The 12,495-nt window shown below is 62.8% G+C and carries 12 protein-coding genes; 6 read left to right on the top strand and 6 right to left on the bottom strand.

Features of this window, described 5'->3' with window-relative positions; translation table 11 throughout:
• Positions 1-24: 24 nt before the first annotated feature.
• The 6 genes from OE747_RS00495 (at position 25) to OE747_RS00470 (ending at position 5,296) form a co-directional block, all read left to right on the top strand.
• Positions 25-939 carry an ABC transporter permease gene (locus tag OE747_RS00495; protein ID WP_263826651.1) on the top strand — a complete coding sequence of 305 codons (915 nt, stop codon included), beginning with the start codon at positions 25-27 and terminating at the stop codon, positions 937-939.
• Positions 939-1,784, top strand: a complete 846-nt coding sequence (locus OE747_RS00490; protein ID WP_263826650.1) for an ABC transporter permease — start codon at positions 939-941, stop codon at positions 1,782-1,784. The genes OE747_RS00495 and OE747_RS00490 overlap by 1 nt, the downstream gene beginning before the upstream one ends.
• Before the next feature lie 72 nt (positions 1,785-1,856).
• Positions 1,857-2,843, top strand: a complete 987-nt coding sequence (locus OE747_RS00485) for an ABC transporter substrate-binding protein (protein ID WP_263826649.1) — start codon at positions 1,857-1,859, stop codon at positions 2,841-2,843.
• A gap of 171 nt (positions 2,844-3,014) precedes the next feature.
• Positions 3,015-3,731, top strand: coding sequence for an ABC transporter permease (locus OE747_RS00480; RefSeq protein ID WP_263826648.1), 717 nt, complete (start codon positions 3,015-3,017; stop codon positions 3,729-3,731).
• Positions 3,724-4,458 (top strand): ATP-binding cassette domain-containing protein, encoded by a 735-nt coding sequence (locus OE747_RS00475; protein ID WP_263826647.1) that lies wholly within the window; start codon positions 3,724-3,726, stop codon positions 4,456-4,458. Before OE747_RS00480 ends, OE747_RS00475 begins: the two co-directional genes overlap by 8 nt.
• Positions 4,459-4,477: 19 nt before the next feature.
• Entirely contained in the window at positions 4,478-5,296 is an 819-nt protein-coding gene (locus OE747_RS00470; protein WP_263826646.1) for a substrate-binding domain-containing protein, read from the top strand.
• 88 nt (positions 5,297-5,384) lie between these two features.
• Here OE747_RS00470 and OE747_RS00465 read toward each other — a convergent pair whose 3' ends face one another.
• The 6 genes from OE747_RS00465 to OE747_RS00440 all read right to left on the bottom strand — a co-directional run bounded on the left by OE747_RS00465 (position 5,385) and on the right by OE747_RS00440 (position 12,456).
• Entirely contained in the window at positions 5,385-6,257 is an 873-nt protein-coding gene (locus tag OE747_RS00465) for a helix-turn-helix transcriptional regulator (RefSeq protein ID WP_263826645.1), read from the bottom strand.
• On the bottom strand, positions 6,258-6,383 hold the full coding sequence (locus tag OE747_RS00460; protein ID WP_263826644.1) for a hypothetical protein: 126 nt from the start codon (positions 6,381-6,383) through the stop codon (positions 6,258-6,260). It abuts the gene before it with no gap.
• A complete protein-coding gene (locus OE747_RS00455) occupies positions 6,380-7,648 on the bottom strand; it encodes a c-type cytochrome (protein ID WP_263826643.1) in 1,269 nt (422 codons plus the stop codon). The genes OE747_RS00460 and OE747_RS00455 overlap by 4 nt, the downstream gene beginning before the upstream one ends.
• Positions 7,648-8,832 carry a formate dehydrogenase subunit gamma gene (locus OE747_RS00450; RefSeq protein ID WP_263826642.1) on the bottom strand — a complete coding sequence of 395 codons (1,185 nt, stop codon included), beginning with the start codon at positions 8,830-8,832 and terminating at the stop codon, positions 7,648-7,650. The genes OE747_RS00455 and OE747_RS00450 overlap by 1 nt, the downstream gene beginning before the upstream one ends.
• A gap of 123 nt (positions 8,833-8,955) precedes the next feature.
• Complete coding sequence (gene fdh3B, locus OE747_RS00445) at positions 8,956-9,549, bottom strand: formate dehydrogenase FDH3 subunit beta (protein ID WP_164127012.1); 594 nt, start codon at positions 9,547-9,549, stop codon at positions 8,956-8,958.
• Positions 9,550-9,561: 12 nt separating this feature from the next.
• Entirely contained in the window at positions 9,562-12,456 is a 2,895-nt protein-coding gene (locus OE747_RS00440) for a formate dehydrogenase subunit alpha (RefSeq protein WP_263826641.1), read from the bottom strand.
• Positions 12,457-12,495: the final 39 nt, after the last annotated feature.

Raw genomic sequence — 12,495 nt, 5'->3', positions numbered from 1 at the left:
TCCAGGCCGGGCCGGAGGAGCGTCATGAGACAGATGCTGGCTGTTCTGACCGTGGTCGCGACGCTGATCGGCCTTTGGTATCTCGCCTGCATTCCGATGAACATGCAAGGCGTGCTGGTCGAGGCCGAACGCGCGGGGGCCGAGGTGTCGCCGCCAGATGCCGCCGTTCGACGCGAGATGGGGGGCGTATCATTGGCATTGCGCAACGGGTTTGCCGTTCCGGCGACCTGGGCGCAGGAACGGCCGCGATTGCCCGCGCCGCATCAGGTGGCGGTCGAGTTGTGGGACACCACGGTGATGAAGAAGATCACCTCGAAACGCAGCCTGGTCTATCACGGCTGGGTGACGCTGAGCGCCACGCTTTTGGGTTTTGGCATCGGCACCGTTCTGGGGGTGTTGCTGGCGGTGGGGATCGTGCATTCCCGCGTCATGGACATGTCGGTGATGCCCTGGGCCATTGTCAGTCAGACCATCCCGATCATCGCGCTGGCGCCGATGATCATCGTGGTGCTCTATTCGGTAGGCGTTCAGGGGATCATCCCCAAGGCGGTGATCTCGGCCTATCTGAGCTTTTTCCCGGTCGTGGTCGGTATGGTCAAGGGGCTGCGCAGCCCTGATGCGATGCAGCTCGACTTGCTCAGGACCTATAGCGCCTCGAAGGGCGAGACCTTTTGGAAGCTGCGCCTGCCCGCGTCGATGCCCTATCTCTTTGCCTCGCTCAAGATCGGTATCGCCGCCTCGCTGGTCGGTGCCATCGTGGGCGAGCTGCCCACTGGTGCGGTTTCCGGTCTCGGCGCGCGCCTGCTGGCAGGCAGTTACTATGGCCAGACCGTGCAGATATGGTCGGCGCTATTTGGCGCCGCGATCCTGGCGGCCTGCCTTGTCGGCCTGTTGGGGCTGATCGAGAAAACAGTGTTGAAACGGATGGGGATGGCCTGATGACGCTGGTTGCCTTTGCTCTTGTCCTTTGGGGGTTCGGCTGGTGGCTCAACACCCGGCTGGCCGAGGGGCCGCGTTCCGGCACCCGGGCCATCCGGCTCGCCATTCCCCTGATCTTTGGCGCCACGATCCTGGTGGTATGGGAGCTGGTGGTGCGGGGGCTGGAAGTGCCGCTGGTGATCCTGCCCGCGCCCTCGCTGATCGCGGCCCGGGTTGCAGGGAGCTTGCCGATCCTCTGGGCGGATTTCGTACAGACCTTCGTCAAGGGGGCACTGAGCGGCTATCTGATCGGCTGCGGTGCCGCGTTCCTGATGGCGGTTGCGGTAGACCGGTCCGAGTTTCTGCGGCTGGGCCTGCTGCCAGTGGGTAACTTCGTGGCGGCCCTGCCCATCGTCGGCACCGCGCCGATCCTGGTGATGTGGTTCGGCTTTGACTGGCAGTCGAAGGCCGCCGTGGTCGTGGTAATGGTGTTCTTTCCCATGCTGGTCAACACCGTGGCGGGTCTGCGCGAGACCACGGCTATGCAGCGCGACCTGATGGAGACCTATGCGGCCAGCTATTGGCAAAGCTTCTTCAAGCTGCGGCTGCCGGCGGCGATGCCGTTCATCTTCAACGGTTTGAAGATCTCGACCACGCTGGCGCTGATCGGGGCGATTGTGGCCGAGTTCTTCGGCTCGCCGACGCTTGGCATGGGGTTCCGCATCTCGACCAGTGTCGGGCAACTGGCGCTGGACATGGTCTGGGCCGAAATCGTGGTGGCGGCGCTTGCCGGAACGCTGTTCTATGGGCTGGTGGCGCTGATCGAACATCATGTCACCTTTTGGCATCCCTCGCAGAGGCGCTAGGCTGACAGATATGCGACAAGATCCCGGACCGAACCGGGGCAAAGAATTGAACAACCAACAAGGAGTGAAATCATGAAGAAACTGATGAATGGCGCGGCGCTTGCCCTGGCCCTGGCGGCTGGTCCGGCTCTGGCGGCCGACGAGGTCAAGCTGCAACTGCAATGGGTGACCCAGGCGCAGTTTGCGGGTTACTACGTGGCGCTGGACAAGGGGTTCTATGACGAAGAGGGGCTGGACGTGACCATCCTGCCCGGCGGCCCCGATATCGCCCCGCCGCAGGTTCTGGCCGGTGGCGGTGCCGATGCGATGCTGAACTGGATGCCCTCGGCGCTGGCGGCGCGGGAAAAGGGGCTGCCGGTGGTGAATATCGCGCAGCCCTTCAAATCCTCGGGCCTGATGCTGACCTGCTGGAAGGATACCGGCATCACCGGGCCGCAGGATTTCAAGGGCAAGACCATCGGTGTCTGGTTCTTTGGCAATGAATACCCGTTCCTGAGCTGGATGAGCCAGGAGGGGATCAGCACCGATGGCGGCGCCGACGGGGTGACCGTGCTGAAACAGGGCTTCAACGTCGATCCGCTGCTGCAACGGCAGGCCGATTGCATCTCGACCATGACCTATAACGAATATGGTCAGGTGCTGGATGCCGGCGTCAGCGAGGACGAACTGGTGACCTTCAAATACGAGGACATGGGCGTCGCCACGCTGGAGGACGGCATCTATGTGCTTGAGGACAACCTCAAGGACGCGGGCTTCAAGGACAAGATGACCCGCTTTGTACGCGCCTCGATGAAGGGCTGGAAATATGCCGAGGCCAACCCGGAAGAGGCAGCAGGCATCGTTCTGGACAATGATGCCACCGGCGCCCAGACCGAGGCGCATCAGGTCCGAATGATGGGCGAGATCGCCAAGCTGACCGCCGGATCAAACGGTGCGCTGGACCCGGCCGATTTCGACCGTACCGTTGCCACATTGCTGGCGGGCGGCTCTGATCCGGTGATCACCAAGACACCCGAAGGCGCCTGGACCCATGAGATCACCGATGCGGCGCTGAAGTAACGCCACACGAGCTGAACCGGGGTCATACCCGGGATGCGCGGTCCCTTTCGAGGGGCCGCGTTTTTTCATGCCGGAATGTCGGTTTTGTTTGGGATGACATCTTGAAGGATGATATGAATTAAGCAGCAAGATACCGTTTTCCCGTTAAATATGTGAGACATTTTGGAGAAAATGCAGAATTTTGCGCATGAAATGCAAGTGGCTTTCGCCCTGATCCTGGCTGGTGATTCCGAGCTGCTGGGCATCGTCGCTCTGTCGCTGCGGGTATCGCTGTTTGCGGTTCTGTTTGCGGCACTGATCGGCATGCCACTGGGGGCTGCGCTGGCGGTGGGACGGTTCCCGGGTCGGCGCGCGCTGGCGGTACTGGTCAATGCGCTGATGGGGCTGCCGCCGGTGGTGGTGGGGTTGCTTGTCTATCTGATGCTGTCGCGCTCGGGCCCGCTTGGGGTGTTGCAACTGCTCTACACGCCAACCGCCATGATCATCGCACAGGTGGTGCTAGTAACCCCGATCATCGCCGCCCTGACCCGGCAGGTGATCGAGATGCTGGATGCGGAATACGCCGAACAGATGCGCAGCCTGGGTCTGTCGCGGCTGGCGACGGTGCCGGTCCTGTTGTGGGACGGTCGGGTGGCGCTGCTAACGGCGCTGCTGGCCGGGTTCGGACGAGCGATCGCCGAAGTGGGCGCGGTGATCATCGTCGGTGGAAACATAAACCACGTCACCCGGGTGATGACCACCACAATCGCGCTGGAAACCTCCAAGGGGAATCTGGCGCTGGCCTTGGCATTGGGGACGGTCCTGATTGCCATTGCAGTCACTGTAAACGCGATGGTCAGCCTGCTCGGACAGCGTGCCGAGGCCCAGGAGGACGTCCGGCATGCGTGATTTCTGTGGAGGACAGGGCGTGCTGATCGAGGCCACGGGCCTGCGCTTGGTGCGCGGCGACAAGCTCCTTCTGGACATCGCGCACCTGCGATTGGGTGGACCGGGGCCGACGGTGATCCTGGGACCGAACGGTGCCGGCAAGAGCCTGCTGTTGCGCTGCCTGCACGGGCTGATCCGGGCCGATGCGGGGCAGGTGTGCCAGGATGGGTTGCCGTTGAACAAGGCCCAGCGGATGCGGCAGGCTATGGTCTTTCAGCGCCCGGTTCTGTTGCGCCGCTCGGTGGCGGCCAATCTCGACTTTGTGCTGCGAAGGCAGGGTTTGTCGCGCCCTGCGCGGCGAGAGCGGACCGCCGAGTTACTGGCAACCGGTGGATTGAGCGGTCGAGAGCGGCAATGGGCGCGCTCGCTGTCGGGGGGCGAGGCTCAGCGCCTCGCGATCCTAAGGGCGTTGGCGACCGAGCCGGATGTCCTGTTTCTGGACGAACCGACCAGCGCGCTTGATCCCGGTGCCACCCAAGCGATTGAGGCGCTGGTGATGCGTGCCAGCGCCCATGGGGTGCGCATTGTCATGGTGACCCATGATATCGGTCAGGCCAGGCGTTTGGCGCGGGATGTTGTGGTGATGATTGGCGGTCAGGTGGCTGAACATGGGGATGCCGCGCGCGTATTGGATCAATCCACACATGGAACAGTCCGGCGCTTTCTCGCCGGTGACCTCATTTTCTGAACAGAGCGGAGAGAATTGGATGTTCGAGAACTGGATCAAGGCTGGCGCTGTTGCGTTGGCGATCACTGGGGCAGGGTCTGCGCAGGCGACCGAGGAGTTCATCGTGATGCAGTCCACCACATCGACACAGAACTCGGGGCTGCTTGATCATATCCTTCCCGCGTTTACGGCGGAAAGCGGGATCGAGGTGCGGGTCGTTGCGGTCGGTACCGGCCAGGCGATCAAGAACGCGATGAACGGTGATGGCGACGTGCTGCTGGTGCATGCCAAGGCGGCGGAAGAGAAATTTGTTGCCGAGGGCTGGGGCGTTCAACGATTCGACGTGATGTACAACGACTTTGTACTGGTTGGACCGGCTGCGGATCCGGCTGGTATCAAGGGGGGTGAGGATGTGGTCGCTGCGATGAGCATGATTGCAACGGCGGGGGTGCCGTTTGCCTCGCGCGGCGATGACAGCGGCACGCACAAGGCGGAACTGAGCCATTGGAAATCGGCTGGTGTGGATGTCGCCGCTGCCTCGGGGGGGTGGTATCGCGAGACCGGATCGGGGATGGGCGCGACACTGAACCTTGCGGCCGGAATGGGGGCGTATGCGCTGACCGACCGCGCCACCTGGATCGCGTTTGCCAACAAGGGCGACCTTGAGATCATGGTCGAAGGCGACACGCGGCTATTCAACCAGTATGGCGTGATTCTGGTGAACCCGGAGAAACACCATGGCGTCAAGGCGGAAGCTGGTCAAAGGTTCATCGACTGGCTGATCGGATCGGACGGCCAAGCCGCGATCGCGTCCTACACGCTGGACGGTGAGCAGTTGTTCTTTCCCAACGCGAACTAAGCATGCCACACCGGGCACAAGATTTTTCGTCGAAAAACTTGCGCCCGGCGGGACTTATTACAGCGAAATCAAAAGGCGGAACCGCGCGTCAACCAGACGCGCCGTTCCAGTGGACTGTCCCAAGCCCGGAAATGTCATACCCGTCGAGTTCGGCGGCCCGCGTCGCAAAGGATGATGACCGCAAGAACTGCATGAGGCGCTGCATCGGCGGATCAAACGCGGCGCGGCGCCAGATCGCCAGATCAAATCTCTCTTCATGGGTGGGGATGAAGCTCAGCCCGTGCGACGCAGCCAGCGCGCCCAGGCCAAAACCCAGCTCGGCCTTGCCGGTCTGGAGCAGAACGGCAAGGTCTTCTTCGGTGCGGGCGCGGTTTTCGAGAGGTTCGATGTCGTTCAGTGTCAGACCGGACCTTGCGAGTTCGTTACAGAACAGGTGTTGGCTGGCGGCGCTATCCTGGCGCATCGCGACCTTTCGGCCGCGCAGATCACCGAAGCCAGCAACACCTTTTACCTCTGTCGCCAGTAACAGGCCGCGGCTGCGGCGGGCGATCTCGATCAGGACCACCGGCGCCTCGCCCATGGTTTCGGCCAGGGTTTTGACGTTGAACCCGTCATCCTCGCGAATGTGAAGTGCTGCGGCTTGTGCTGCGCGGTCTTTCAGCCGGTCGAGCCCATCGAAAGACCCATCGTAATAGGTCGCCAGCCCCGATCCGCTTTCGCGCAGCGCCCAGTCGAGCAGCGGGTCGTGGCTGCCCGCCAGGATTGGCGGCAGAGACGGTTCGGCCACAAGCGGCCCCGCGCGCGAAGCGTTCAGCCAGGCCAGCACCTCGGCGCGGGGGAACAGCAGCTTGCCCATGGCGCGCACATGCGGGATCTCGCCTGACGAGGCAAGATCATACGTCTTGCGCTCGCCGATCCGGAGCAGATCGGCAAGCTCGCGGGTGGTCAGGTACTCGGGCATTCAGTCGAGGCGCACGTCGATGCCAGATGTCCGGTCGGCGGCGGAAAAGCCGAATTGGTTCAGGGCATAGGGGGCGGCCACGGTAACGACGATCATCATGACGACGGCGCTCAGGAAGGCTTTCATTTCTGGTTCTCCACTTGAGTGGCCCGGTGCAGATAAGCGATCAGGTCGGCGCGATCCTGCGCTTGGGTGATCCTCTGCATCGGCATCTTTGACCCCGGAATGTAATGGTCCGGGCCGAGGTCGAAAAGCAAATTGATCGTTTCGTCCGTCCAGACGATATCCGAACCTTTCAGTGTGTCGGAGTAAAGGTAACCGGACAGGGTACCGGCGGGGCGGCCAAAAATGCCAAAGAGTGTCGGGCCGGCCCTACGCCCGCCATCGGGCGTCAATGCATGACAGATCGAGCATTTGCGCGCGAACTGGCGCTCGCCGTTCTCCATCTTGTCCGGGTCTTTCAGAAAACTCCGGTCCGTTTCCGCCATCTTGCCATGTTCGTCCAATGAATCGACGGGCCAGCTGTACATGGTGTCGGCAATCCCGCCAGCGTGGATGTTCTTGCCGTTCGGAGAGAACGCCAGCGCCCAGACCGGCCCGTTCAGGGTGGCGCGAAAGTCGCGGGCGATACGCCAGTCTGACGTGTCGATCACCATGATGTAGCCCTCGCCATCTCCCACGGCGAGGTGGCGGCGGTCGGGGCTCAAGGTCAGGGCCAGGATGGGACGGCGATCCAGCGTAAAATCGCGTTCCGCCCCGGTTTCGAGATCCAGAATCCGGGTCACCCCATCGACCGCGCCATAGGCCAGCCAGCCGTCGCTTTCATTCAGCACGATCTCGTTGATGCCAAATCCGTGGCGAACCAGCTGGCGCAGTTCCTGCCCGCTGTTCACATCCCAGAGCCGCAGTACCCCATCCATGCCGGCCGAGAAGAGGCGGGAACCGTCAGCGCTGAAGGCGACCGCGTTCACTCCGGCCCCTGTCGGACCCAGCAAGCGGCCCGTTGTGCCGTCCTGCGGCCAGAGGCCGATGGTTCCATCCCAACTGGCGGTCGCCACTTGGGTTTCGGACAGCGCCACCGCCACGATCTTGCCCTGGTGCTGGCCGACAATGCCGCCACCGGGCCAACGGCGCAGGGTAAAGTCGTCACTGACCGAATAGAGCGCGGTGCCGTTGAACGCGACCGCATTGACTGCTGCCTCATGCCCTTCCAACCAGCTGGCCTGCGTCCCGGTCCACAGACCCACGGAATTGTCGAAACTGGCGGTGGCGATGCGCCCGTCAGGGGCGGTAGCGATGCCCATGATCGGGCCGCCGTGCCCCTTGAGGGTAAAGAACTCTGCCGCCCCGGCCACGGGCAGCAGGATCATCGCCAGCGCCAGCGCCCGCATCATTCTGCTGGTGTGGGTTTTCCCTGGGTGGCTTCGGCCGATTTGACCTCGTCCAGCCACAGCGAATGGTGTTCACGGGCCCATTGTTCTTCGACTTCGCCGGTTCCCATCGCGTCAAAGGCACCTTCCATGCCGACCGAGCCCAGATAGATATGGGCGATGATGATGGTGATAAAGGCAAAGGCCACGATGATATGCCAGAGCTGGGCGAACTGCATCTCTTGATGCGGGCCCATTGTTTCGGAGAGCGTCAGGCCCATCATCTGCGGCAGGCCGGTGGCATTGGCCAGCGCAAAGGTCTTGGCAAACATCGGCATTTCAAAGGGGAAGAGCAGCGACAGACCCGAAAGCGAGATGGACACGCCCAGCAGGATGCAGAGCCAGAAGATGATCTTCTGACCGGCGTTGAACTTCTTGGCCGGTGGGTGGCTGCCCTTGCTGAACAACCCGCCGCCGACCGCAAGCCATTTGAGGTCGTGCCGGTTGGGGATGTTATGGGCGATCCAGTTGAGGGTGACGATGACCAGCCCCAGCATGAAGGCCCAGGCGATATTGTTGTGCAGCCACTTGCAGGCCAGCGCGACGGTCGCAAAGGCCTCCTTGCCAATCAGGGGGATCAGGAAGTCACGACCATACAGGGTGATCAAGCCCGATACCGCCAGCACAAGAAAGGATCCGGCAAACAGCCAGTGGCCAAAGCGCTCGAAATCCGTGAAGCGTGTGACCGTCCGACCGGTCTTTTCGCCGTCGATGCGGATCTTGCCGCGAAGCAGGTAGAACAGTAGCAGAACGACGACCATACCACCCAGGGCATAGGTCCCATATTCGCGCAGCGGGCCCGTGCGGAAAGTCACCCACCACATGCCGCTGTCCTGGATGATGACGTCTGCAGCAGGCCCCCGGGCCGAGACGGTGACGTCGGCCGAACCATAGCGCAGGGCGCGGTAGATGTCGCTGTCCGAGGCGCCTCCACGAATGCCGAGCTGGGCCTCATAGGGCGACTCCTGGCTTCCGGTTTCACTGGAGCGATAGGTCGGATCAACCTTTTCCCCACGCTGACGGGCCAGAATGTCCTCCAGCGTGGTGGCGCCACCGGTGGCAGATCGGTCGGGGGTCGCTTGCTCTTGTGCCCAGGCAGGCAGGGAGAGGCAGATGAGACAGAGGAGGAGTCGCAGAACCGGCATTTTACCCTCTTCGGCAGATCGCAGAAATAGTGCCCGCCACAAAGCGGGGCGGAGAACTTTCAAGGAAAATTCAAGTGGGGGACTGGCGCGGCGGGGCCGCGCCAGTCTGGTGTTCAGGCGGGATCAGCCGCCTTTCTGGTCATAGGCCGTGCCCCAGCCCCAGGCGCCCGAACCGAAGCCACGGGCCACCACGCGTTCGCGGTAGATGGCCGAGACCACGTCGCCGTCGCCCGCCAGAAGCGCCTTGGTCGAGCACATCTCGGCGCAGATGGGCAGCTTGCCCTCGGCGATCCGGTTGCGCCCGTACTTGGCGAATTCTGCCGTCGAGTGGGTCTCTTCCGGGCCACCAGCGCAGAAGGTGCACTTGTCCATCTTGCCGCGCGATCCGAAGTTGCCCGCTTGCGGATATTGCGGCGCGCCGAAGGGGCACGCGTAGAAGCAATAGCCGCAGCCGATGCACAGGTCCTTGGAATGCAGCACCACACCGTCTTCGGTCTGGTAGAAGCAGTCCACCGGGCAGACCGCCATGCAGGGGGCATCCGAGCAATGCATGCAGGCCACCGAGATCGAGCGCTCGCCCGGCTTGCCGTCATTGATCGTCACCACCCGGCGGCGGTTGATGCCCCAGGGCACCTCGTGCTCGTTCTTGCACGCGGTGACGCAGGCGTTGCACTCGATGCAGCGTTCAGCGTCGCAGAGAAACTTTGCTCTTGCCATTATCGGTCCTCCTTACGCTGCCCAGATCTTGCAGAGAGTCGCTTTGGTCTCCTGCATCTGGGTCACTGAATCGTAGCCATAGGTCTGGGCGGTGTTGGTTGCCTCGCCCAGGACATAGGGATCGGCCCCGGCCGGATATTTCGACCTGAGATCCTCGCCCTGGAAATGCCCGCCAAAGTGGAAGGGCATGAAGGCCACGCCGGCACCGACCCTTTCGGTCAGCATCGCCATCACCTTGACCTTGCCACCCTCGGGACCTTCGACCCAGACCTGTTGCCCTTCGCGGATGCCCAGGTTGTTGGCATCGCGGGGGTTGATCTCGACGAACATGTCCTGCTGCAACTCGGCCAGCCAGGGGTTCGAGCGCGTCTCGTCGCCGCCGCCCTCGTATTCGACCAGTCGACCCGAGGTCAGGATGATCGGATAATCCTTCGAGAAGTCGTTCTTCTGGATCGACGCATAAAGCGTCGGCAGACGATAGAACTTGCGGTCCTCGTAGGTTGGATAATCCGCCACCAGATCGCGCCGGTTGGTATAGAGCGGTTCGCGGTGTACCGGGATCGGGTCCGGGAAGGTCCAGACCACGGCACGGGCCTTGGCATTGCCGAACGGGGCGCAGCCATGCTTGATCGCCACCCGCTGGATACCGCCCGAAAGGTCGGTCTTCCAGTTGGTCTTTTCGGCCGCGACAGCGTCGATTGCCGCGCGTTCCTCAGGCGTCAGGTCGCCGTCCCAGCCCAGGTCCATCAGCATCTGCATGGTGAACTCAGGGTAACCGTCCTGGATCTCCGCGCCCGGGTTCGACACCCCTTCTGCCAGAAGGTTGTCTCCGTCCCGCTCGACCCCGAAACGTGCCCGGAAGCACAGGCCGCCTTCGGCAACCGGCTTGGACATGTCATAGAGGTTGGGCGTGCCCGGGTGGCCCATCTCGGCAGTCCCCCAGCAGGGCCAGGGCAGGCCATAGTACTCGCCATCATTGGGACCGCCCACAGCCTGCAACGTCGTCTTGTCGAACGTGTGCTGATTGGCCATGTGGCTCTTGAGCCGCTCAGGCGACTGGCCGGTATAGCCGATGGTCCAGAGGCCCGAGTTGAACTCGCGCGTGATGCTCTCGACATTGGGTGTTTCCAGGTCATCCATCTCGATGTTCCGGAACAGCCGATCGGCCCAGCCGAACTTGTTGGCGAACTTGGCCATGATGACCTCGTCCGGCAGCGATTCGAACAGCGGATCGACCACCTTGTCGCGCCACTGGAGCGAGCGGTTCGATGCCGTGACAGAGCCGCGGGTTTCGAACTGCGTGCAGGCCGGCAGCAGGTAGACCCCGTCGGTCCGGTCATGCATGACAGCCGAGACGGTCGGATAGGGGTCGATCACGACTAGCATGTCGAGCTTTTCCATCGCCGTCTTCATTTCCGTGCCACGGGTCTGGCTGTTGGGGGCATGACCCCACAGCACCATGGCGCGAACATTGTTGGGCTGGTCCATATTTTCCGGGTTTTCCAGCACACCGTCAATCCAGCGGCTGACCGGGATACCGGTTTCCAGCATCAACGACTTGTCCTTGCCGTCCTTGTCCTTGACGGTGGCGAACTGGGCCTTGAGCCAGTCCATGTCCTCGCCCCAGACCCGGCCCCAATGGCCCCAGGCACCCGCCGTCAGACCATAATAGCCTGGCAGCGTATGGCTGAGCACACCAAGGTCGGTCGCGCCCTGCACGTTGTCATGGCCGCGGAAGATGTTGGTGCCGCCGCCGCTCGTGCCCATGTTGCCCAGCGCCAGCTGGAGCACGCAATAGGCGCGGGTGTTGTTGTTGCCATTGGTGTGCTGGGTGCCGCCCATGCACCAGATCACGGTGCCGGGACGGTTGTTGGCCATCTGCATCGCGACGCGGCGCAACTGGCTTCCGGGCACGCCGGTGACGCGCTCGGTCTCTTCGGGCGTCCAGCGGGCGACTTCTTCACGGATCTGATCCATCCCCCAGACGCGGGTGCGGATGAACTCCTTGTCCTCCCAGCCGTTCTCGAAGATGTGCCACAGGATGCCCCAGACCAGCGCCACGTCGGTGCCGGGCCGGAAGCGCACGTATTCGTCGGCATGCGCGGCCGTGCGCGTAAAGCGCGGGTCGCAGACGATCAGCGGTGCGTTATTCTGCTCCTTGGCCTTCAGAACGTGCAACAGAGAGACGGGATGCGCCTCGGCCGGGTTGCCGCCGATGATGAAGATGGCCTTGGAATTGTGGATGTCGTTATAGCTGTTCGTCATCGCGCCATAGCCCCAGGTGTTGGCAACACCTGCGACGGTCGTCGAGTGACAGATACGGGCCTGGTGATCCACGTTGTTCGTGCCCCAATAGGCGGCGAACTTGCGGAACAGATAGGCCTGTTCGTTATTGTGCTTGGCCGAGCCCAGCCAGTAGACGCTGTCAGGTCCGCTTTCGTCGCGGATCTTCATCATGCCGTCGCCGATCTCGTTGATCGCCTGGTCCCAGCTGATGCGCTTCCACTCGCCGCCCTCTTTCTTCATCGGGTACTTGAGGCGGCGTTCGCCATGGGCATGCTCGCGGACCGAGGCCCCCTTTGCGCAATGTGCACCCAGGTTGAACGGGCTGTCCCAGCCGGGCTCCTGCCCGATCCAGACGCCGCTCTTGACTTCGGCGATGACGGTACAGCCCACCGAGCAGTGGGTGCAGACCGATTTCACGGTCTCAACGGCGGATCCGGCTGCCGTTTGGGCGCTGGCCTGCGTCACGGTTCCGCCCGTGGCGCTGATCGCGGCAAGGCCGCCGATCGCCAGACCCGAACCGCGCAGGAACGCGCGGCGGTCGACATGGGTGTCACCGACCTGGGACAGGATCGAAGTCCGCTGGGGGCGTCGCGCAACCCCGTTGGTCTTTTTCCTTAGCATCTTTTTCCTCCCGTGCTGGCCACGACCATCGTGGCTGGC

The sequence above is a fragment of the Ruegeria aquimaris genome (assembly GCF_025751555.1).
GTDB lineage: Bacteria > Pseudomonadota > Alphaproteobacteria > Rhodobacterales > Rhodobacteraceae > Ruegeria_B > Ruegeria_B aquimaris.
Note: the sequence above shows the minus strand (reverse complement) of the source record. Positions and strands in the feature narration are given on the sequence as shown.

What these genes read in the sequence shown, in the direction of transcription:
- OE747_RS00470 (WP_263826646.1), top strand. Translation starts at nt 4,478, where the DNA reads ATGTTCGAGAACTGGATCAAGGCTGGCGCTGTTGCGTTGGCGATCACT.
- OE747_RS00475 (WP_263826647.1), top strand. Translation starts at nt 3,724, where the DNA reads ATGCGTGATTTCTGTGGAGGACAGGGCGTGCTGATCGAGGCCACGGGC.
- OE747_RS00460 (WP_263826644.1), bottom strand. Translation starts at nt 6,383, where the DNA reads ATGAAAGCCTTCCTGAGCGCCGTCGTCATGATGATCGTCGTTACCGTG.
- fdh3B (WP_164127012.1), bottom strand. Translation starts at nt 9,549, where the DNA reads ATGGCAAGAGCAAAGTTTCTCTGCGACGCTGAACGCTGCATCGAGTGC.
- OE747_RS00455 (WP_263826643.1), bottom strand. Translation starts at nt 7,648, where the DNA reads ATGCGGGCGCTGGCGCTGGCGATGATCCTGCTGCCCGTGGCCGGGGCG.
- OE747_RS00495 (WP_263826651.1), top strand. Translation starts at nt 25, where the DNA reads ATGAGACAGATGCTGGCTGTTCTGACCGTGGTCGCGACGCTGATCGGC.
- OE747_RS00480 (WP_263826648.1), top strand. Translation starts at nt 3,015, where the DNA reads ATGCAGAATTTTGCGCATGAAATGCAAGTGGCTTTCGCCCTGATCCTG.
- OE747_RS00465 (WP_263826645.1), bottom strand. Translation starts at nt 6,257, where the DNA reads ATGCCCGAGTACCTGACCACCCGCGAGCTTGCCGATCTGCTCCGGATC.
- OE747_RS00450 (WP_263826642.1), bottom strand. Translation starts at nt 8,832, where the DNA reads ATGCCGGTTCTGCGACTCCTCCTCTGTCTCATCTGCCTCTCCCTGCCT.
- OE747_RS00440 (WP_263826641.1), bottom strand. Translation starts at nt 12,456, where the DNA reads ATGCTAAGGAAAAAGACCAACGGGGTTGCGCGACGCCCCCAGCGGACT.
- OE747_RS00490 (WP_263826650.1), top strand. Translation starts at nt 939, where the DNA reads ATGACGCTGGTTGCCTTTGCTCTTGTCCTTTGGGGGTTCGGCTGGTGG.
- OE747_RS00485 (WP_263826649.1), top strand. Translation starts at nt 1,857, where the DNA reads ATGAAGAAACTGATGAATGGCGCGGCGCTTGCCCTGGCCCTGGCGGCT.